The organism is Agreia sp. PsM10 (assembly GCF_030433855.1).
Classification (GTDB): domain Bacteria; phylum Actinomycetota; class Actinomycetes; order Actinomycetales; family Microbacteriaceae; genus Agreia.
On record NZ_JARUXC010000002.1, the window covers coordinates 99435 to 120440 of the forward strand.

Below are 21006 nucleotides of genomic sequence, written 5' to 3' on the forward strand. Positions count from 1 at the left end.
TCGACGGCGATCGGGAGACTAGTATTCGGATCATGAGTGTCGAGTCTGCGCCCGCCCCTCTCAGTCGCGTGGGCAACAGCAACGACCAGGCCAGGCGGCACAATCTCTCCACGATCCTGACGCTGCTGCACCACGGAGGGTCGCAGACGCGGGCCGGCCTCACCAGGGCGACCGGCCTGAACCGCTCCACGATCGCTGCGCTCGTCGCCGAGCTGGCGGAGCTCGGGCTCGTGTACGAGACCCAGCAGACAGACCCCGGAACCGTGGGACGCCCCAGCCCGTTCGTGCACCTGACCGACCGCATGCTCGCCGTGGCGGTGAACCCCGATCTCGACGCGGTGACCATCGGCCTGGTGGGTCTCGGCGGCCGCGTGCACTCGCGCGTGCGGCACGAGACGCCCGCGGCCCCGGGCGTCGCCGAGACCATCGACATCGTGACACGCGAGGTGGATGCGCTGCGCGCCGGCCTCGACGACGACCAGCGCATCGTGGGTGTCGGCCTGGCCGTGCCCGGCCTCGTGCGCACGTCGGACGGCGTCGTCACCCTTGCCCCGCATCTGCTCTGGAACGATGAGCCCCTCGCCGAACCGGTCGCCGCCCGGGTCGGCATCCCGGCTCTCGCGGCGAACGACGCGCAGCTCGGCCTGCTCGCGGAGAGCCTCTTCGGCGCCGGCCGCGGCGTCGACGACATCGTCTACCTCAACGGGTCGACCTCGGGCATCGGCGGCAGCGTGCTCGTCGCGGGCCGCACCCTGCAGGGCTCCCGCGGCTACGCGGGCGAGCTCGGCCACACCCTCGTGAACAGCAACGGCGTCACCTGCTTCTGCGGCAAGACCGGATGCCTCGAGACCGAGGTGAGCGTCGGTCGCCTGCTCGAGGTGCTCGGTGTGGATCCCGTCGACGGCGACGAGTTCGACCGCATGCTCGGAGAGACGGTCGACGACGCGGTGCGGGCCGAGATCGACCGGCAGCTCGATGTTCTGGGCGTCGCGCTGGGCAACTTCGTGGCCATCTTCAACCCGTCGTCGATCATCCTCGGCGGATTCCTCGGATCGCTCTTCGCCGCGAATCCCGCCCGGCTGCAGGAGGGCATCCGACGCGCGTCGTTCGGCACCCTCGGCGAGCAGGTCACCGTGGAGCGCGCCCAGCTGCGCACGCGCCTGCTGATGGTGGGCGCCGCCGAGCTGGCCTTCGGGCCGATGCTGGCCGACCCCGCGGGAGTGCTCGGGCCGTGAGTCGGGTGGTGATCGCCCCCGATTCGTTCAAAGGCACCGCGTCGGCCGATGCCGTCGCCCGCGCGATCGCCGAGGGGTGGGCCCGTGTGCGCCCCGACGACGAGCTCGTGCTGCTGCCGCTGGCAGACGGGGGAGAGGGCACGATCGACGCCGTCGCGGCCGCGGTGCCGGGGTCGCTGCGCATGCCCGTTCGGGTCACGGGCCCGGACGACGCGCTGGTCGACGCCGAATGGCTCCTCCTGCCCGACGGTACGGGCGTGGTCGAGCTGGCGAACACCAGCGGCCTGTCGCTGCTCGCCGGCCTCCGGCCTGTGGATGCGCACACGCGCGGATTCGGCCAGGCCGTGCGGGCGGCCCTCGACCACGGGGTGGGCCGCCTCGTGCTGGCCATCGGCGGAAGCTCATCGACAGACGGGGGAGCGGGCGTGCTCACCGAGCTCGGCGCGCGGTTTCTGGATGCCGAGGGCTCGCCGATCGCCGACGGCAACCGGGGCCTGCACGACCTCGCCGAGGCAGAGCTCAGCGGCCTGAGGCCGCTGCCGCCGGGCGGAGTCACCGTCCTCTGCGATGTGACGAACCCCCTGCTGGGCGAGCGCGGATCGGCCCGGGTCTTCGGACCGCAGAAGGGCGCCTCTGAGGGCGTCGTCGACGAGCTCGAGCGCGGTCTCGCCGCCCTCGCCTCGGCCCTGCCCGCGGTTCCCGCCGATCGTGCCGGCGTCGGGGCGGCCGGGGGAGCGGGCTTCGGCCTCGTGGCCTGGGGCGCGGTGCTCGTCTCGGGATCGGACGAGATCGCCCTCCTCTCCGGCCTCGACGCGGCGATCGCCACAGCAGACGTCGTGGTCACGGGAGAGGGCAGCTTCGACGAGCAGTCCGCCGGCGGCAAGGTGGCGTCGCGCGTTCTCTCGGCCGCTCGCGCCGCATCCACCGTGCCGATGCTCGTGGCCGGGCGCATCGCAGCGCCGAGCGACGACTTCGCCGCGGCCGTGTCGCTGACCGACCTTGCCGGGTCTCAGGAGCGCTCGCTCGCGCATCCGCTCGTCTATGCGGAGCAGGCCGGGGCCGTTCTCGCCGCCGATCTCTCGCGCGACGACTGAAAGCGACTCGAACCGATTCGAGCGCACGGGATCAGAAGTCGAATCGATTCGGTAATGTGGATTCCATTCGTCTACCGCCGCGATCGCGCAAGGAATCCCGTGACAACTGACTCCATCACCGTCGTTCACCCGGGCGACTCGCTCTCGCGGCGCCAACGCCTCGTCTACGTCCTCCTTCTCGGCGGACTGACCGCGCTCGGGCCGCTCACGATCGACCTCTACCTGCCGGCGTTCCCGATCCTCGAGGAGGACCTGGGGGTGTCGGCCGGAGCGATCCAGCTCACCCTCACCGGCACCACGATCGGATTCGCGCTGGGTCAGCTCGTGGTCGGCCCGTGGAGCGACAAGGTCGGTCGACGGCTGCCGCTCATCGTCGCGACGCTGCTTCACATCGCGGCCTGCATCGGAGCAGCCGTCGCTCCGGAGATCGTGTCGCTCGGAATCTTCCGCGTGCTTCAGGGCGCCGGTGCCGCCGCGGGCGGAGTGGTCGCCATGGCGATGGTGCGCGACCTGTTCGGCGGCCGTCCGCTGGTGCGCATGCTCTCGCGTCTCGCCCTCGTCACGACGCTCGCGCCTCTTCTGGCGCCGCTCATCGGCTCGCAGATGCTGCGCTTCACCGACTGGCGCGGAATCTTCTGGGCGCTCGCGATCTACGGCATCCTCGTCGTGGTGGCGGTCTGGCTCTGGATCGTCGAGACCCTGCCCAAGGATCGCCCGCGAGACGACGGGCACTCGACCCTGGGTCAGCGGTACAAATCGGTGCTCAGCGACCGCATCTTCGTGGGCGTCGCCCTCATCGGCGGAATGACCTTCGCCGGGCTCTTCACCTACCTGTCGGCGTCGTCGTTCCTGTTCCAGCTCGTCTACGAGCTCGACCCGCAGCAGTACGGGCTGCTCTTCGCCGTCAACTCGATCGGCATCGCCGTCGGCACGCAGGCCTCGGCCCGACTCACTAAATACGTGGCCCCGCAGTGGATCCTGGCGGGAACGACGATGGTCATGCTGGTGTGCGCCATCGCGATCGTGGTGCTCGACTCTGCCGGAGCCGGGCTGGTGGGCATCCTCATTCCGCTCTGGTTCTTCATCGCCTCCTGCGGCTTCGGGTTCCCGTGCGTGCAGGTGCTCGCCCTCGACCGGCACGGCAAGGAGGCCGGCACGGCGGCGTCTCTTCTCGGGGCGGTCAACTTCGGCCTCGCGGGCCTCATCTCGCCCGTCGTCGGGTTCCTCGGCATCACCAGCGCGGTGCCGATGGGGGCGGTCATGGCCGTGACCGCGGCCGTCGCCGTGCTCGCCCTGTGGCTCATCGTGCGACCGTCGACGGTGCCGGCGCTGGGCCACTGACGCCGATAGCAAGCCCTGCGCACGGATTCGACGCAGCCGCTACGGTCGGTGGATGACGACGCGCAACCCCGAGAACATCGAGCCGGGCACCCAGCCCAGCACCGACCAGAAGACTCGCAGAGTGCAGCGGCTCTGGCCGCTGGTCAGTGCATTCGCCGTGCTCGTGGTCGCTGTGCTGATCGGCGCGCTCGTGATGCTGCGCGGGGCCGGCAACCCGCTCGGCTTCGACACCGAGTGGATGGACGAGATCGTCGAGCACCGCTCGCCCGTCTGGGAGATCCCGTCGCTCGCGATGAACTACCTCGGGGGTGGGGTGATCGGGGTGTTCATCGTGCCGATCGCCATCATCGTGGGGCTCTGCCTGTTCGGCCGGTTCTGGGCCGCGCTGTACTTCGCGGCAGCGACCATCCTGTCGGCCGGCCTCGTGCAGTTACTCAAGGGCATCTTCGGCCGGGCGAGGCCCGAGGAGATCCTGGTGCACGCCGACGTCGGGTCGTTCCCCTCCGGCCACGTCGCGAACGCGACGACCATGGCCGTGGTGCTCGCGATCATCCTGCGCCGCGGCTGGGTCTGGATCGTGGGAGTCGTCTACGTCGTGCTCATGCTGCTGAGCCGCACGTATCTCGGCGCGCACTGGCTGAGCGACACGTTCGGAGGGCTGCTGCTGGGCGCCGGAGTCGCGATCATCGTGTGGGCTCCGATCGCGAACAGGCTGTACCGGGAGAACGAGCGGGTGCACCGATTCGTCCTGGAGCGCGAATGATGGTTGCGCTTTCTGCAACGTTGTAGTCTCGACCCGTGGCCATTACCCTGCACGATGTCGCCCGGATGGCGGGCGTGTCGATCAAGACCGTCTCGAACGTCATCAACGACTATCCGCACATCAGGCCGACCACCCGCACCAAGGTCGAGGCCGCCATCTCAGAGCTGGGCTACCAGCCCAATCTCTCTGCCCGCAGTCTGCGCTCGGGGCGGTCGGGTGTCATCAGCCTGCTCATCCCCGACCTGCGAAACGCCTACTTCGCCGAACTCGCCGACGCGGTCATGCGCGCGGCCCAGGCGAGGGGCCTGTCGGTGATCATCGAGCAGATGCCCGGCGGCAAGAAGGAGGAGCTCGAGATCCTGCGCGGGCCCCGCATGCAGCTCGTCGACGGCATCCTCTACAGCGTTCTCGCTCTTGGCGAGGAGGACGCGCACGAGCTCGACAGCCGGATGCCGATGGTGCTGCTCGGCGATCGCATCTTCCACGGCCCGAAGGATCACGTGACGATGCAGAACACGGCCGGCGCGAAGGCGGCAACCGAGCATCTGCTCTCTCTGGGCAGGCGCCGGATCGCCGCCCTCGGCTCGCATCCCGGCGAGGTGGTCGGGTCGGCGGGACTCAGGCTCGACGGGTACCGGCAGGCCCTCGACGAGGCGGGGGTCGCCTACGATCCGTCGCTCGTGATCCCCGCCATCAACTGGCACCGCAAAGACGGCGCCGCGGCGATGCGGCGCTTCCTCGAACAGGACGTGCCGTTCGACGGGCTCGTCGCGTTCAACGACTCCATGGCCCTCGGTGCCATGCGCGTGATGCAGGAGGCGGGACTCCGCATTCCCGACGACGTCTCGGTCATCGGGTTCGATGACATCGACGAGACGCGGTATTCGATCCCCTCGCTGTCGACTATCGACCCGTCGAAGGACGAGATCGCCGAGACCGCCGTCGACCTGCTCCTCGAACGCATCGAGAATCCCGATTCGGATGTTCCGGCGCGCGATCTCGCGACCGTGTTCCGCGTGGTGCAACGGGAGTCGAGCGCGCGCTGAGTGCCGCCTGAGCGCGCCGTGGGTGCCGTTCGTATCGATTGCGCACTCGTCACGATTCTTGTCTTGACAGGGGTGTCGAGGCAGTGCAGAATCACTTTTACAACGTTTACTTTACAACGTTGTAAATGACAAGAATTCGACTTGGCCCACCACGCCGATGTCGATTGCCCGAATCAAGGAGGATTCGCTGATGGTCATGTGCCGCTACCCGCAGGCAGGCGTCATCGTCGAGTTCTTCCACCCCTCTCCCGCCTCGGCGCACGCACCGCTGCGCTAGGGAGACGACGCACCCCCACCCGAACTCGCGACAGCATCGTCGCGGTTCTTTCCTCGAAGGGAACCATCACAGTGAAGACCAAATCACTTCTGGCCGTGGTGAGCGCTGGCGCTCTCCTGGTCACTCTCGCAGGCTGCTCGCCCGATGTCAGCGCAGGAGGCAGCACCGACTCCGCAGGCGGTGACGCAGGCTCGTGCAGCAACACCATCGTCAACAAAGACGCCCCCCAGGTGTCGGTCTGGGCGTGGTACCCGAACATCAACACGGTCGTGGACATGTTCAACAAATCGCACGACGACGTGCAGGTCTGCTGGTCGAACGCGGGCCAGGGCGCAGACGAATACGCCAAGTTCTCCACCGCGATCGCGGCCGGAACGGGTGCCCCCGACGTGGTCATGCTCGAGGCCGAGGTCGTTCCCGGGTTCATCCTGCAGGACGCCCTCGTCGACCTCAGCGAGCACGGCGCCGACGACGTGAAGGCCAACTTCAGCGCCGGCGCATGGAAGGACGTCTCCAGCGGAGACTCCGTCTACGCCATCCCGGTCGACGGCGGCCCGATGGCCATGATCTACCGCGCCGACATCTTCGCGAAGTACGGCATCGCCGTGCCGACGACGTGGGACGAATACGCCGCTGCGGGGCAGCAGCTCAAAGACGCGGGTGGCCCGTTCATGGGCGACTTCGGCAGCAACGTACCCGCCTGGTTCACGGCTCTGATGACGCAGAACGGCCAGAAGGCCTGGGACTACGAGTCGGCCGACCCGCAGAACATCGGCGTCGAGCTGAACGACAGCGGCTCGAAGAAGGTCGCCGACTACTGGGCGGACCTGGTCAAGAAGGGCATCGTCGACACGCAGGACCAGTTCAACACCGACTACATCGGCGGCCTGGCCAACGGCTCCTACGCCACCTACGTCTCCGCGGCGTGGGCTCCCGGATACCTGACCGGAGCCGGAGCCTCGACCGAGGGAGACGGCGCAGACTGGAAGGCGGCCCCGCTTCCCCAGTGGGATCCCGCCAACCCCGTCTCCGTGAACTGGGGCGGATCCACGTTCGCCGTCACCACGCAGGCCAAGGACAAGGATCTGGCGGCGACCGTCGCCAAGGAGCTGTACGCATCCGACGACGAACTGCAGGACGGCGTCGACACCCAGACGATCTTCCCGCTCAACCAGAAGATTTTGGCCTCTGACGCGTTCGCCGACACGCCCGTCAAGTTCTTCGGCGGCCAGACAGCCAACAAAGAGGTCTACATCCCCGCCGAGAACGCGTACGAGGGCTACACCTACAGCCCGTTCACCACGTACTACTACTCGGAGCTCACAAAGGCGATGGTCTCGATCATCGACGGGTCGAAGTCGGGTTCCGATGCTCTCGACGACCTGCAGGGCACGATGACCGACTACGCCAAGGCGCAGGGCTTCACGGTCAAGTAGCACGTCTCCACCCTTCGACAGGCTCAGGGAGCGACACCGTTCCCTGAGCCCGTCGATGCCCCCCCACTCTTTCCTCACAGTCGATCGAAGGACTGACATGACACACCCCGCCGCCGTGCTGAGAGCACCCTCCCGGCGCCGCAACCTGCGTCGCCCCTGGATAGGCTGGCTCTTCATCGCCCCGTTCGGAGCGATCTTCCTCGTCTTCCTCGTGGCGCCCCTGGCCTACGCGTTCTATCTCAGCCTCTTCTCCAAAGGCCTCGCCACCGGCACGATCTTCGCCGGCGCCGGCAACTACATCAAGGCGTTCACCGACCCGGAGTTCCTCTCGGGCATCTGGTTCGTCATCCGCTTCGCGGTCATCCTCATTCCCATCCAGATGGCGGTATCGCTCGCGGCGGCGCTCGTGCTCGACGCGCTCACCACGAGGCTGTCGCGCTTCGCCCGGCTGGCCATCTTCGTGCCCTACGCCATCCCGGCCGTCGTCGGCACGCTCATGTGGGGCTTCCTCTACAGCCCGACCTTCGGGCCGCTCACCGACCTCTTCAAGGTGGTCAATCAGAGCGCACCCGAGATCCTGAGTTCGGGAAACATCTTCGGCGGGCTGATGAACATCGTCGTCTGGCAGTGGGCCGGCTACTACATGATCATCATCTACGCGGCACTCCGGGGAATCGATCCCTCGATCTACGAGGCCGCACGCATCGACGGCGCGACGCCGAGACAGATCGCCCTGCGCATCAAGGTGCCGATGATCTCGAGCGCGATGGCCCTGATCCTCGTCTTCGCCCTCATCGGAACGCTGCAGTTCTTCACGGAGCCGCAGGTGCTGAGGCCGATCTCGAACGGCTCGATCACCTCGAGCTTCACGCCCAACATCTACGCGTTCGACCTCGCGTTCCGGTTCTCGCAGTTCAACTACGCGTCGACCATCTCGTTCTCGCTCGGCATCGTGGTCTTCATCGCGGTGTACATCTTCTTATTCGCCAGCCGCAAGCGCCGGGGAGGCCTCTCATGACGACGATCACGAGCCCGATCAAGGTCAGGAAGAAGCCGAACGTCGCGGCGCACGTCTTCCTCGTCATCCTCATCGTGTACTTCCTGCTGCCCCTGTGGTGGCTGTTCGTCGCCAGCACGAAAGACCCGCAGGGCCTGTTCACGGGCACGGGAGGCGCACTCTGGTTCGACAAGAACTTCAACCTGCTGGCGAACATCCAGGAGCTCGTCACCTACAAGGGCGGCATCTACTTCCGCTGGCTCGGCAACTCCGCGCTGTACTCGCTGCTCGGCGGCGTCGGCGCCACCGTGCTCGCGGTGCTCGCGGGCTACGGCTTCGCCAAGTTCGCCTTCAAGGGTCGTGACTTCTCGTTCGCGATCCTGCTCGGCTCGGTCATGGTGCCGCTCACCGCGCTCGTCATTCCGACGTTCATGCTCATGTCGCAGCTGCACCTCACGAACACGATCTGGGCGGTCATCCTCCCGTCGCTGCTCAGCCCGTTCGGCGTGTACCTCATGCGGGTCTACGCTGCCGACGCCGTTCCCGACGAGCTGCTCGACGCCGCCCGCGTCGACGGCTCGGGCGAGCTGCGCACCTTCTTCACCGTGGCGCTGCCTCTGATGCGCCCCGCCGTCGTCACGGTGCTGCTGCTCTCGGTGGTCGGAACGTGGAACAACTACTTCCTTCCCCTCGCCGTGCTGAGCGACCAGAACCTCTACCCCGTGACGGTCGGGCTGGGCGGCTGGCAGGCGCTCGCGGCGTCGAACAACGGCGGCGGCACCTCGCTCTACACGCTCATCGTCGTCGGGTCGCTCATCTCGATCATCCCGCTCGTCATCGCGTTCCTCTCGCTGCAGAAGTACTGGCAGGGCGGTCTCTCGCTCGGCGCACTCAAGTAGTCCCGCTCGCGAAGCACCACTCACCTCACTCACCCCTGAAATCCAGGAGACATCCATGGTCACCGCACGCCTCACCCTCGATCCCCACTTCGCCGTCGGGGCGATCAATCGCCGCATCTTCGGCTCGTTCGTCGAGCACCTCGGACGCTGCGTGTACGACGGCATCTACGAGCCGGGGCACCCCACGGCCGATGCCGAGGGATTCCGCGGCGACGTCATCGACCTCGTCAAAGAACTCGGAACCACGACCATCCGCTACCCCGGCGGCAACTTCGTCTCGGGATTCAAGTGGGAGGACAGCGTCGGCCCTCGGGAGGACCGCCCGCGGCGGCTCGACCTGGCCTGGCACTCCACCGAGACGAACGAGATCGGGCTGCACGAGTTCTCGTCATGGCTTACGAAGGTCGACAGCGAGCTGATGCTCGCGATCAACCTGGGCACCCGCGGTGTCGAAGAGGCGCTCGACCTGGTCGAGTACACGAACATCCGCTCGGGCTCGACGCTCAGCGACCTGCGCATCGCCAACGGCCGGGTCGACCCGTTCGGCGTCACCATGTGGTGCCTCGGCAACGAGATGGATGGCCCGTGGCAGCTCGGTCATCGCAGTGCGGAGGACTACGGCAAGATCGCGAGCCAGACCGCCAAGGCCCTGCGCCAGCTCGACGAGCGACTCGAGCTGGTGGTCTGCGGATCGTCGAGCGCGCAGATGCCCACCTTCGGATCGTGGGAGCGCACCGTGCTGCAGCACACCTACGAAGACGTGGACTACATCTCGTGCCACGCCTACTACGAGGAGCGTGGGGGCGACCTCACGAGCTTCCTCGCGTCGGGCGTCAACATGGACCACTTCATCGAGTCCGTCGTGGCGACGGCCGACAGCGTGAAGGCCGAGCTGCGCTCGTCGAAGCAGATCAACATCTCGTTCGACGAGTGGAACGTCTGGTACATCGACCGGTACCACGCCGTCGACAGGATCACCGACATCGAGGAGTGGCCCGTCGCCCCGCGCCTGCTCGAAGACGTCTACTCGGTCGCCGACGCGGTGGTCTTCGGCAGCCTGCTCATCTCGCTGCTGAAGCACGCCGATCGAGTGCAGTCGGCCTCGCTCGCCCAGCTCGTGAACGTGATCGCGCCGATCATGACGGAACCGGGCGGCGACTCGTGGCGCCAGACCACCTTCTTCCCCTTCGCCGTCACCTCGCGTCTCGCCCGCGGCACGGTCCTCGAGGTCAAGCTCGAGAGCGACACCCACGACACGAAGGACTACGGAACGGTGGCGACGGTCGACGCTGTCGCCACCTTCGACGCCGAGGCGGGAACCGCTGCCGTCTTCCTGGTGAACCGCAGCGAGACGGACGAGGCGACCGTGACCATCGACGTCGCGGGGCTGGGGGCTCTGGGCATTCTCGAGGCCTCGACGCTCGCCGACGCCGACGTCTACGCGGCGAACACGCTCGCCGACCAGAACCGAGTCGGCCTCACCCCGAATACGACGGCGAGCCTCGCCGACGGCGTCGTCACGATCACCCTCCCGGCGGTCTCGTGGAGCGCGGTGAGCCTGGGGTAGCGTTCACCCATGAGAATCCTCCTGGTCGGCGCCGGCGGCGTCGGCGATGCCATAGCCAAGATCGCAGCGCGGCGGTCGTTCTACGAGCAGATCGTCGTCACCGACTACGACATCTCGAGGGCGCAGCGCACCGTCGATTGGATCGCCTCGAAGCACGGCAGCGAGGTCGCCGGCCGTTTCGCGGTCGACGCGATCGACGCATCCGACCCCGACAGCGTCGCCGACGTCGCCCGGCGCCACGGCGCCAGCCACGTGATGAACGCGGTCGAGCCGAAGTTCGTGCCCACGATCTTCGCGGGCGCGCTCGCCGCGGGCGCCGACTACCTCGACATGGCGATGAGCCTGTCGGAGCCGCACCCCACCGACCCGCACTCCGAGACCGGCGTGAAGCTCGGGGACGACCAGTTCGCGCAGGCCGCCGACTGGGAGACCGCGGGGCGCCTCGCCCTCGTGGGCATGGGGGTGGAGCCCGGGCTCAGCGACGTGTTCGCACGCTACGCCGCCGATCACCTCTTCAGCGAGATCGATGAGCTCGGCACCCGCGACGGCGCCAACCTCGTGGTGCGCGACGAGGCCGGCAACGAGATCTTCGCCCCGTCGTTCTCGATCTGGACGACCATCGAGGAGTGCCTCAACCCTCCGGTCGTCTGGGAGAAGGAGCGCGGCTGGTTCACGACCCCGCCGTTCTCGGAGCCCGAGATCTTCACCTTCCCCGAGGGCATCGGCGACGTCGAGTGCGTCAACGTCGAGCACGAGGAGGTGCTGCTGATGCCGCGCTGGGTCGACGCCAAGCGGGTCACGTTCAAGTACGGGCTCGGCAACGAGTTCATCGGCATCCTCAAGACGCTGCACCAGCTGGGGCTCGACTCCACCGTGCCCGTGAGGGTGCGCTCGGCCAACGGCCCCGTCGAGGTCGCACCGCGCGACGTCGTCGCCGCCGGGCTGCCCGATCCGGCCACCCTCGGACCCCGCATGTCGGGCAAGACCTGCGCGGGCCTGTGGGTCACGGGCACCGGCGTCGACGGCCGGCCCCGCGAGGTCTACCTCTATCACGTCAGCGACAACGAGTGGACGATGCGCGAGTACGAGGCCCAGTGCGTGGTCTGGCAGACCGCCCTGAACCCCGTGATCGCGCTCGAACTGCTCAGCACGGGCGCCTGGTCGGGCGTCGGCGTGCTCGGCCCGGAGGCGTTCGACGCGAGCGCCTTCCTCGACCTGATGAAGGCGCCGGAGTCCGAGGGCGGCTACGGCCAGGCCTGGGGTCTGGAAGACCGGCTCGTTCCGCTCGTCTCGTGAAGATCGCACGGATCAGCCTGCACCGCCTCGCGATGCCCCTGGTCAGGCCGTTCGAGACCAGCTTCGGCACCCAGACCGAGCGCGACGTGCTGCTCGTGCACGTCGTCACCTCGGACGGCGTCGAGGGCTGGGGAGAGTGCGTGGCGGGGGCGGACCCCGTGTACTCGAGCGAGTACGTCTCCGGCTGCGAGCACGTCATCGAGTACTACCTGGCGCCCGCCGTGCTGGCCGCGCCCGACATCACGGCCGAGACACTGGATGCGCGACTGCGCTTCGTGGTCGGCCACCGCATGGCGAAGGCCGCCGTCGAGGCGGCCGTTCTGGACGCCCAGCTGCGCGCATCCGGGCTCTCATTCGGGCGGTACCTCGGCGCCGTGCGCGACGAGGTCGACTGCGGGGTGTCGGTGGGCATCGCCCCGAGCATCGACGAGTTGCTCGACGAGGTCTCCGGCTATGTCGCCGAGGGGTATCGGCGCATCAAGCTGAAGATCAAGCCGGGGTGGGATCTCGAGCCGGTCGGTGCGGTGCGCGCTCTGCTCGGCGACGAGGCCCTGCTGCAGGTCGACGCCAACACGGCCTACACCCTCGACGACATCGATCACCTGCGCGAGCTCGACGCGTTCGGGCTGCTCCTCATCGAGCAGCCCTTCGTCGAGGAGGACATCGCGGGCCACGCCTTGCTCGCCGCCGCCATCGACACCCCGGTGTGCCTCGACGAGTCGATCACGTCTGCCGCCGTCGCGAGCGATGCGATCGATCGCGACGCGACATCCATCGTCAATGTGAAGCCCGGTCGGGTCGGGGGATACCTCGAGTCCGTGCGCATCCACGACGTGTGCCGTGCCCGCGACGTGCCCGTGTGGTGCGGGGGCATGCTCGAGACGGGACTGGGCAGAGCGGCGAACGTGGCGCTCGCGGCGCTGCCGGGGTTCACGCAGCCCGGCGACACCTCGGCGTCGAGGCGCTACTACGCAGAAGATCTGACCGAGCCGTTCGAGCTCGTCGACGGGCGCCTCCGTGTTCCCACGGGCCCGGGAACGGGTGTGACCGTGCGCACCGAGCTCGTGGCCGAGTGGGCGACCCGCCCCCCGATGCTGCTGCGCTGAGCGCGCCGCCGCCGCCTCTGCGCGACGTCGAGTTGCACGAATCTGCCCGCTCGACCGCCTGCCAGGCGGCGGATTCGGGCAACTCGGCTACGACCGGGCCCGAATCGAGGCCGCCAGATCGGCGATGAACTCGTCGGGCGCCGTGAGGTCGTCGGCTGTGTAGCGCTTCGCGTCCCAGCCCATCGTCTTCAGCCTTCTGAATCGAGCGATGTCGCGGCGCCACTGCTTCTTGTCGGTGCGGTGGTGGTCACCCTCGTAGTCCATCGAGATCTTCAGGGCGGGGTATGCGAGATCGACGCGCGCCACGAAGACGCCCCGATCGTCGTATACCTCGTAGTTGGTGACGGGCGTGGGCAGCCCCGCCAGAATGATGGTCACCCGCTGCCATGACTCCATCGGTGACTCGCTGCCGTCGTCGAGCATCGGAAGTGCCCGAGCGAGAAGCCTGGCACCCCGCCCGGAACCGTGGTTGCCGACGGCGAGAGCGAGACGGGCGAGGTCTGTCCGGGGGAGGGAGCGGTGGATGAGACGGTCGCCGATCGCTACCAGCGGCGCAAGGGCGAGAACCGCAGCCAGATCGCACCAGGTGCGTTCGGGCGTTGTCGCCCCGAAGCCGAACCGGGCATCGACATCGCCGGGCGACAGAGTGGCTTGATGCCCGACCACTCCGTGCCGGTGAGGCGCGCGCCGGCCGCGAGGCACCGTCACGTGCAGAGGTGAGTTCTGCAACTCGGTCGGCAGGGGCAGCCGGTGCAGGGCTGCGGCGGTCGCATGACTGAAGGCCGCCTCGGGAGGAAGGGTCTGTGCCAGAGCGCGGCACCTCTCTTCGAACACCATCGCAGGCGGAAGACCGTCTTCCCATCCGGCGCGGAGGCGTAGGCCGTGGAACGGCGTCGTCAGATCTCGGGCGCGGAGGCGCTTGTCCGTGACACCGTTCGCTCGGGCCTCGGCCACCGTGAACGCGCGGTGCGGGAACACGATTCGTTTGGGAGGGACCGGACTCACCCGCTCACTATGCCCACAATCGTGAATGCTCACGGAAGTTGTCCACAGCGTCGCCGAGTTGCCCGAATCTGCCGCCTTGTCGCCCGGGAAGGCGGCGGAATGAGGCAACTCGACTCGTCGCTCGGAGCGCGGGCTTCGTCGGTAGAGTCTGTGTATGACGAACGACGACGGTTCTGTTCAGGATGCCGCTGCCGCACTCGCGCAGGCGAAGGCCGCGGCTGCAGCGGCGCAGGCTGCCGCGGATGCGGCCGAAGCAGCACTCGCCGAAGCGACGCGGCGAGCCGCTGAGGCGGAGGCCGCTGCCGCGCCGGTCGATCCCCAGCCTGTCGCATCCACGCAGCCCGTCGCGTCCACCCCACCCGTCGCATCCGGCCCTTTGAGCCCGGCGGCGGTCGACGCGGTGCGGGCGGGCTACGACTTCGCGGGCGAGGCCCTGCAGATGGGGGCGCTCGTCAACGGCGAGGCGCTCGCCGATGTGCAGGTGCGGATCCCGCTCGGCATGGTCGCGAGGCACGGCCTCGTGGCCGGAGCGACCGGAACAGGCAAGACGAAGACCCTCCAGGGGCTCGCCGAGCAGCTCTCCGCTGCGGGCGTGCCCGTGTTCGCGGCCGACATCAAAGGCGACCTGTCGGGCATCGCCACGCCGGGCGCATCCAGCGACAAGCTGACCGAGCGCACCCGCGGAATCGGTCAGGACTGGAAGTCCACCTCCTTCCCCACCGAGTACTTCACCCTCGGCGGCCTCGGCACCGGAGTGCCGATCCGCGCGACTATCACCAGTTTCGGGCCCCTCCTGCTGTCGAAGGTGCTCGGCCTCAACGAGACGCAGGAGTCGAGTCTCGGGCTGGTGTTCCACTACGCCGACGCGCAGGGCCTGCCGCTGATCGACCTCGCCGACCTGCGTTCGGTTCTGAGCTATCTGCAGAGCGACGAGGGAAAGGGCGAGCTGAAGGAGCTGGGCGGCCTCGCACCCGCGACCGTGGGCGTGATCCTGCGCGAGCTCATCACGTTCTCCGACCAGGGCGCCGACGTCTTCTTCGGGGAGCCCGAGATCGACACGGCCGACTTCCTGCGGGTCGCATCCGACGGTCGCGGCATCGTCAGCCTGCTCGAGGTGCCGGGGGTGCAGGACAAGCCGGCGCTGTTCTCGACCTTCCTGATGTGGCTGCTCGCCGATCTCATGAACGACCTTCCCGAGGTCGGGGACATCGACAAGCCGAAACTGGTGTTCTTCTTCGACGAGGCCCATCTGCTGTTCAACGGCGCCTCGAAGGACTTCCTGTCGGCCATCACGCAGACGGTTCGCCTCATCCGCTCGAAGGGTGTGGGCATCTTCTTCGTGACGCAGACCCCGAAGGACGTTCCGGGCGATGTGCTCGCCCAGCTCGGATCGCGCGTGCAGCATCAGCTGAGGGCCCACACCCCCGATGACGCCAAGGCCTTGCGGCAGACCGTCCAGACGTATCCGGTGAGCGAGTACGACCTCGGTGAGGTCCTGCAGAGCCTGGCCATCGGCGAGGCGATCGTCACGGTCATGAACGAGAAGGGTGCACCCACCCCGGTGGCATGGACGCGGATGCGCGCACCCCAGGGATCGATGGATCCGACGCCGGCGACCGACATGCAGGCCACCGTGCAGGCGTCGCCGCTGCTCGCGCGCTACGGAACCGCCGTCGACCCCGACTCGGCGAGGGAGATGCTGGCCCGTCGCCTCGACGCCGCCTCCGCTGCGGCCGCCCAGGCGGAGGCCGCCGAAGCCGCCGCTGCGCAGGCCGCCAAGACCGAGAAGGAGCGACTGGCCGCGCAGAAGAAGATCGACGCCGAGTACGACCGGATGACCCGCCAGAGTCAGCCTCGCCGCACCACGACGAGATCGTCGTCGACCCGCCGATCGTCGAAGACGCCCATGGAGCAGGTGCTCGGTTCGCCCGTCACCAAGACCATCCTCACCGAGGTCATGCGCGGCATCTTCGGCAACGCACGACGGCGCTGATGGCCGAGCCGCGCATCCGGCCGTTTCGCGAGGGCGACGAATCGCACGTCTTCGATGTCTGCGTCCGTATCGGCCACGGAGACCCCGCGATCCTCGCGGATGTGTACGCGGCGCCGTATCTCCGTTTCGACCCGACGCTCGCGTTCGTCGTCGACACGGGCGAGCGGGTCGCGGGCTACATTCTCGGCACCGCCGACACGCGTGAGTTCGTCCGGCGGTATCGCGCCGAGTGGCTTCCAGCCTTCGCTGCGCGTCACGAGGTGCCAGACGACGCACCCGCCGACGGTCCGCAGGGGGTGCTCGCGGCCGGGCTGAGTCCCGAGCGCATGCTCGTGCCCGGGGTCGACGAGTATCCCGCCCACCTGCACGTCGACCTGCTTCCCGAGCTGCAGAGGCAGGGCCTCGGCCGGATGCTCATTCAGACCCTCGTAGACGCGTTGCGGACCCGCGGTGTGCGGGGTCTGCACCTCGTCGCCGATCCGGCGAACACGTCGGCGGTCGCGTTCTACTCTCGACTCGGCTTCGTCGCGCTGCCGGCCGAGCCCGAGGTCGGTGCGCTGATGGGCATGACGCTCTAGGATCGCCACATGACCGACGACGCTCCCCTCATCGCCCCCTTCGAGATCATCGGCTGGGAGCAGTCCCCCTATGGCGACGAGGGGGAGCGCAACGAGCTCGCCCGCGTGACGGTGACCAAGGTCTTCACCGGCGACATCGAAGGGGAGAGCACGGCCGAGCTGCTGATGGCCGGTAATCCCGTCGGCGCCGGCTATGTGGCCTCCGAGCTGTTCACCGGTGTGATCGGCGGCCGCGCCGGGTCGCTGGTCATCCAGCACGGAGGGCTCGCCGAGGGCGACGACGGCCACAGCTTCGGCAGCATCGTGCCGGGCTCGGGCACAGCAGAACTCGCGGGCGCCCGTGGCGAGGCTCTCTACGCGAATGGCGAAGAGGGACACACGCTCACCCTCACGCTGAGGTTCGTCGCTGAGGGTTAGCCGACGACGAGGTTCTCCGGCGACATCAGAAGGATGAGCACGAGAGACAGTCCGGCGATCGCACCCGCGGAGACGGCGGCGCCCAATAAAGGCCACCGCTCGAACCAGTAGAGAATCGGCGCATAGTCACGGCGAAGCGCGGCCCCGGTGATGGGCTCCTCCACGCGGCGCACCGGCACGTCGAACGCGGAGGCCATGGCCTCGATGCTGTCGACCGACCAGAACTGACCGCGCATGCGCAACAGCGCATCGCCGGTGGTGTCGAGCAGGAAGAGCTGCTGAACGGTCTCGAGCGACTGACCCCGATACACCGTCAGGATGAGCACGCTCTCGATGCGCTTGCTCGCGACCCTGTTGGTGGTGAAGAAGCCGCGTTCGTTCACGCAGTCGTGTGAGATGCGGATCGACACGCGCGAGAGCAGGTACGACGCGAGCGCGTAGACGACGGTCACGACCAGCAGCGCGACCAGCACGCGGGGCCACGTTCCGCGGGGGATGGTGAACCAGAAGACCGCGGCGAAGACGGGAATCAGCAGGGCGGCGGTGACCAGACGCGTCTGCCCGTGCAACTGGGCCACCGGCCGGAGGAGGCGTTCGGCGCGCGAGACGGGGTTCTGTATCACCGCGCGACCCCATTCCTCATGCTCCGAAGGAGAGGAGGGGCTCGGCGCCCCCGCCTTCGGCCATCGTAGATCGCCCGGTGCGGTGTAGGACAGCCGCATTAATGAGGACACGCCGAATCGGCGGGTCAGATCACTTCGAAGCTGCGGGTTCTCCGGCGCCGACCAGCTCGACAGCGGCATCGGCCAGGCTCTCGATGAGCGTGTCGGATGCAGGCTTGTGCAGCACCAGCTCGCTGAAGTAGACCGGTCCGACGAGCTGGGCGAACTGCTCCTCGGTGACGGGTCCGATGAGCTGACGCAGCTGCTCGAGGCGCTTGTCGCTCATGTCGTCCATCGATGCGACGGCCTTGTCCTCCTGCGTCGCGTGGTGGATCAGCGAGGTCAGAGCCACCTTGGTGATCGGCTCGTGGATGCCGTCGCGCACGCTGGTCAGGAAGTGCACGACGCGCTCGCGGTTCGACAGGCCCTCGGGGTCGAATCCGTCGCCGCCCGGCGCGAGGCTCACGGCCTCGCTGATGACCTGCTCGATGGTGCCCCAGTGCACGTAGAGAGTGCGTCGGGAGACCTCCGCCTCCTTGGCGAGGCTGCTCAGGGTGATCGTCTCGCCGTTGCGCTCTGAGAGCATACGACGGGTCGTCTCGAGGACGTGCAGGCGGGTTCTTTTGATTCGAGGGTCAGTCACGCTGGCAATGATAGGCGACACGTATCCTTTGCAGCACCTGCTTGACTCAGATCGTTAGACACTGTAGGTAACTTCCCGGGACTCGCTATTACCGTCAGTTCGGTCACAGGGGAAGCGTGGGAGTCTCCCGCGGTGAATCTTTCACCTCCTAGATCACCCCCTCTCATCCGATCGAGAGCGGTTCGGGGGTATCTTGTCTGCGGAACGATTCCGTCCCGCCGTGCGGGCTGGTCCGTCCTAAGGTACGTGGTGGTCATCAGTGATGTGCAACAGTCGAAGGAGTTCGCCGTGTCAACGATCGGTTCATCGGATCTCACCGTCTTCCCCCTGGCTCTCGGGGGCAACACGTTCGGCTGGACGAGCGACGAATCGTCGTCACGGGCAGTGCTCGACGCCTTCGTCGCCGGCGGGGGAGACCTGATCGACACGGCCGATGCATACTCGGCCTGGGTCCCGGGCAATTCGGGTGGCGAGTCAGAAACGATCATCGGCCGATGGATGGCGGACGCGGGCAACCGATCGGATGTCGTCATCGCCACCAAGGTGAGCCAGCATCCCGAGTTCCGCGGCCTCTCCGCGAGCACGGTCGCCGCGGCGGCCGACGCGAGCCTGGCGCGTCTCGGCACCGACTACATCGACCTCTACTACGCGCACTACGACGACGAGAACACTCCTCTCGAAGAGACGGTCGCCGCCTTCGATGCGCTGGTCACCGCCGGGAAGGTGCGTTACGTCGGCATCTCGAACTTCACGGCCGAGCGCGTCTCCGAGTGGGTCGGCATCGCCCGGCGAAACGGCTTCGCGCCCCCTGTCGCCCTGCAGCCGCACTACAACCTCGTTCATCGTTCCGCCTTCGAGCAGCACCTCGCTCCCGTCGCCGAGCGGAACGACCTCGGGGTTCTTCCCTACTACGGACTCGCGAGCGGGTTCCTGACCGGCAAGTACCGCACGACGGCCGATCTCGACCAGAGCAGTCGCGGGGCGGGCGCGAAGAGCTACCTCACCGACGATGGCCTCGGCGTCGTCTCCGCATTGGCGACGGTGGCGGATGCGCGGGGCGTCGCGATCGCGAGCGTCGCGTTGGCCTGGCTGCTGGCTCGCCCGACCGTGGTCGCGCCGATCGCGAGTGCCCGCACGGTCGATCAGCTGCCCGACCTGCTCGAAGGCGCCCGCCTCGAACTCACCGATTCGGAGATCGCGCTGCTCGACGACGCCTCTTCGGGGTTCTAGCGGCTCACCGTCTCCGTGGCGCCGGCGGCGCGGCGCAGTTCGAGGCGGAGCTCGAGCTCGTTCATGACCATCGCGGCGAGGTCCGTCAAGGTCTCGAGTTCCTCCGGGCTCGTCTCGCGGGGCTCGAAGTCGAGAACGCAGAGCGTGCCGAGGTTGTGTCCGTCGCGCGTGGTGAGGGGAACGCCGGCATAGAACCTCAGTCCGAACTCCCCGGCCACGAGCGGATTGGCCATCGCCCGCGGGTCGAATGACGCGTCATCCACCACCCATGCCTCGCCGCCGAGGATGGCGGAGGCGCAGAGACCCGCGTCGCGGCCCGTCTCCGAGATCTCCAGGCCGTGATGCGACTTGAACCAGATGCGGTCGAGATCCACGATGCTGACGATGGCGACGGGAACGTCGAAGAGTCGGGCGGCCAGTGCCGTGATGCGGTCGAAGGTGCCGTCGGCGGGGGTGTCGAGCACGTCGTAGCGCCTGACGGCGGCGAGGCGGGCTGCTTCGTCGTTCGGCAGCACCGAGGCCTCGGGTGCTCCATGCCGGGCCGAGTCGGTCAGGAAGGCGCGGCGGAAGAACAGGATGATGTCGCCCAGGGCCGGCCGGTCGGCGACTGCGCGCGCGGTCATGCCGGTGAGCACGATCCGCCAGTCGACGGGCAGGTCGTCGGGCACCTCGGGATCGTCGATGAGCCGCGCCATCGCGGCCTGCAGCTTCGGCCCGGTGAACGACGGCTGGCCGCTGAGCGCTTCGAGCAGCACGAGACCGAGCGAGTACACGTCGCTCGCCGGGCCGAGGGCCTCGCCTCGGGCCTGTTCCGGGCTGAGGTAGGCGGCGGTTCCCGTGGCGGAGCCGCTGCTTTCGGGCAGGCTGTTGGGCGACTGTGCGATGCCGAAGTCGGCGAGCTTCGCCCGGGTGCGCACGCCGTGGCTCGTGTATTCGGCCAGCAGGATGTTGGCCGGCTTCACATCGCGGTGAACCACGCCGTGGTGGTGGGCGTATTCGAGTCCCTCTGCGAGGTCGTAGGCGAGCTGGGCGACCTGGCGACGGGTCATCGGCCCCTCGGCGAGCGCCTCCTTGAGGTTCTTGCCCTTGACGAGTTCCATGACCAGGAACCGACGCGGGTTCTCGGGGTCGGTGCGATCGATTCCCGCATCGTGGAGGGTGACGAGGCTCGGGTGGTTCAGGCTGGCGAGCACGGCGAGCTCGTGATGCTGGCGCGCCAGTTCCTCGGTGTTGGCCGGTGCGGGCTCGAAGAGCTTCACCGCCACGTCTCGACCCAGCATCTGGTCGTGCGCGCGATAGACGGAGGCCATTCCGCCTCTGCCGACGAAGGAGTCGATGCGGTAGCGGTCGTGCAGCACGGAGTACGGGTGGTGCGCCGTCTTCTCGCTCATCGTGCAGCCTCCATCCCCAGTGGATGCCGG

The 21006-nt window shown here is 68.0% G+C and carries 19 protein-coding genes; 15 read left to right on the top strand and 4 right to left on the bottom strand.

Annotated features, from left to right (window positions below):
• Positions 1–32: 32 nt before the first annotated feature.
• From QCD70_RS02525 to menC, 11 genes are all read left to right on the top strand, one after another.
• The gene (locus tag QCD70_RS02525; RefSeq protein ID WP_301213569.1) at positions 33–1235 is read left to right on the top strand and encodes an ROK family protein; all 1203 of its coding nucleotides are present in this window, start codon (positions 33–35) and stop codon (positions 1233–1235) included.
• Positions 1232–2329, top strand: a complete 1098-nt coding sequence (locus QCD70_RS02530) for a glycerate kinase (RefSeq protein ID WP_301213570.1) — start codon at positions 1232–1234, stop codon at positions 2327–2329. The genes QCD70_RS02525 and QCD70_RS02530 overlap by 4 nt, the downstream gene beginning before the upstream one ends.
• A gap of 54 nt (positions 2330–2383) precedes the next feature.
• Positions 2384–3670, top strand: coding sequence for a multidrug effflux MFS transporter (locus tag QCD70_RS02535; protein ID WP_441004905.1), 1287 nt, complete (start codon positions 2384–2386; stop codon positions 3668–3670).
• 52 nt (positions 3671–3722) lie between these two features.
• Complete coding sequence (locus QCD70_RS02540; RefSeq protein WP_301213572.1) at positions 3723–4433, top strand: phosphatase PAP2 family protein; 711 nt, start codon at positions 3723–3725, stop codon at positions 4431–4433.
• A 35-nt stretch (positions 4434–4468) separates the two neighbouring features.
• Positions 4469–5479 (top strand): LacI family DNA-binding transcriptional regulator, encoded by a 1011-nt coding sequence (locus QCD70_RS02545; RefSeq protein WP_301213573.1) that lies wholly within the window; start codon positions 4469–4471, stop codon positions 5477–5479.
• A gap of 348 nt (positions 5480–5827) precedes the next feature.
• Positions 5828–7192 (top strand): ABC transporter substrate-binding protein, encoded by a 1365-nt coding sequence (locus tag QCD70_RS02550; protein WP_301213574.1) that lies wholly within the window; start codon positions 5828–5830, stop codon positions 7190–7192.
• A gap of 97 nt (positions 7193–7289) precedes the next feature.
• Positions 7290–8210 carry a carbohydrate ABC transporter permease gene (locus QCD70_RS02555; RefSeq protein ID WP_301213575.1) on the top strand — a complete coding sequence of 307 codons (921 nt, stop codon included), beginning with the start codon at positions 7290–7292 and terminating at the stop codon, positions 8208–8210.
• The gene (locus QCD70_RS02560; protein ID WP_301213576.1) at positions 8207–9088 is read left to right on the top strand and encodes a carbohydrate ABC transporter permease; all 882 of its coding nucleotides are present in this window, start codon (positions 8207–8209) and stop codon (positions 9086–9088) included. Before QCD70_RS02555 ends, QCD70_RS02560 begins: the two co-directional genes overlap by 4 nt.
• A gap of 55 nt (positions 9089–9143) precedes the next feature.
• Positions 9144–10655 (top strand): arabinosylfuranosidase ArfA, encoded by a 1512-nt coding sequence (gene arfA, locus QCD70_RS02565; protein WP_301213577.1) that lies wholly within the window; start codon positions 9144–9146, stop codon positions 10653–10655.
• Positions 10656–10664: 9 nt separating this feature from the next.
• Positions 10665–11951, top strand: coding sequence for a saccharopine dehydrogenase family protein (locus QCD70_RS02570; protein WP_301213578.1), 1287 nt, complete (start codon positions 10665–10667; stop codon positions 11949–11951).
• Positions 11948–13057: an o-succinylbenzoate synthase gene (gene menC, locus QCD70_RS02575; RefSeq protein ID WP_301213579.1), complete on the top strand. Its 1110-nt coding sequence runs from the start codon at positions 11948–11950 to the stop codon at positions 13055–13057. The genes QCD70_RS02570 and menC overlap by 4 nt, the downstream gene beginning before the upstream one ends.
• Before the next feature lie 87 nt (positions 13058–13144).
• Here menC and QCD70_RS02580 read toward each other — a convergent pair whose 3' ends face one another.
• Positions 13145–14062 (bottom strand): hypothetical protein, encoded by a 918-nt coding sequence (locus tag QCD70_RS02580; protein ID WP_301213580.1) that lies wholly within the window; start codon positions 14060–14062, stop codon positions 13145–13147.
• A gap of 154 nt (positions 14063–14216) precedes the next feature.
• Here QCD70_RS02580 and QCD70_RS02585 point away from each other — a divergent pair, with 154 nt between their 5' ends.
• The 3 genes from QCD70_RS02585 to QCD70_RS02595 are packed head-to-tail and all read left to right on the top strand — an operon-like array spanning position 14217 to position 17050.
• A complete protein-coding gene (locus tag QCD70_RS02585) occupies positions 14217–16055 on the top strand; it encodes a helicase HerA-like domain-containing protein (protein ID WP_301213581.1) in 1839 nt (612 codons plus the stop codon).
• A complete protein-coding gene (locus QCD70_RS02590; protein WP_301213582.1) occupies positions 16055–16633 on the top strand; it encodes a GNAT family N-acetyltransferase in 579 nt (192 codons plus the stop codon). Before QCD70_RS02585 ends, QCD70_RS02590 begins: the two co-directional genes overlap by 1 nt.
• Before the next feature lie 9 nt (positions 16634–16642).
• Complete coding sequence (locus tag QCD70_RS02595) at positions 16643–17050, top strand: DUF3224 domain-containing protein (protein WP_301213583.1); 408 nt, start codon at positions 16643–16645, stop codon at positions 17048–17050.
• On the opposite strand, the gene QCD70_RS02600 is transcribed toward QCD70_RS02595, so the two are convergent.
• Both QCD70_RS02600 and QCD70_RS02605 read right to left on the bottom strand, forming a co-directional pair.
• Positions 17047–17673, bottom strand: a complete 627-nt coding sequence (locus QCD70_RS02600) for a hypothetical protein (protein WP_301213584.1) — start codon at positions 17671–17673, stop codon at positions 17047–17049. The genes QCD70_RS02595 and QCD70_RS02600 overlap by 4 nt on opposite strands.
• A 130-nt stretch (positions 17674–17803) precedes the next feature.
• Positions 17804–18355: a TetR/AcrR family transcriptional regulator gene (locus QCD70_RS02605; protein WP_301213585.1), complete on the bottom strand. Its 552-nt coding sequence runs from the start codon at positions 18353–18355 to the stop codon at positions 17804–17806.
• A 288-nt stretch (positions 18356–18643) separates the two neighbouring features.
• Between QCD70_RS02605 and QCD70_RS02610 the strand changes: the two genes are divergently transcribed.
• A complete protein-coding gene (locus QCD70_RS02610; protein ID WP_301213586.1) occupies positions 18644–19585 on the top strand; it encodes an aldo/keto reductase in 942 nt (313 codons plus the stop codon).
• Here QCD70_RS02610 and QCD70_RS02615 read toward each other — a convergent pair.
• A complete protein-coding gene (locus QCD70_RS02615; protein WP_301213587.1) occupies positions 19582–20976 on the bottom strand; it encodes a protein kinase domain-containing protein in 1395 nt (464 codons plus the stop codon). The two genes, QCD70_RS02610 and QCD70_RS02615, sit on opposite strands and share 4 nt — an antisense overlap.
• Between the last annotated feature and the right edge of the window lie 30 nt (positions 20977–21006).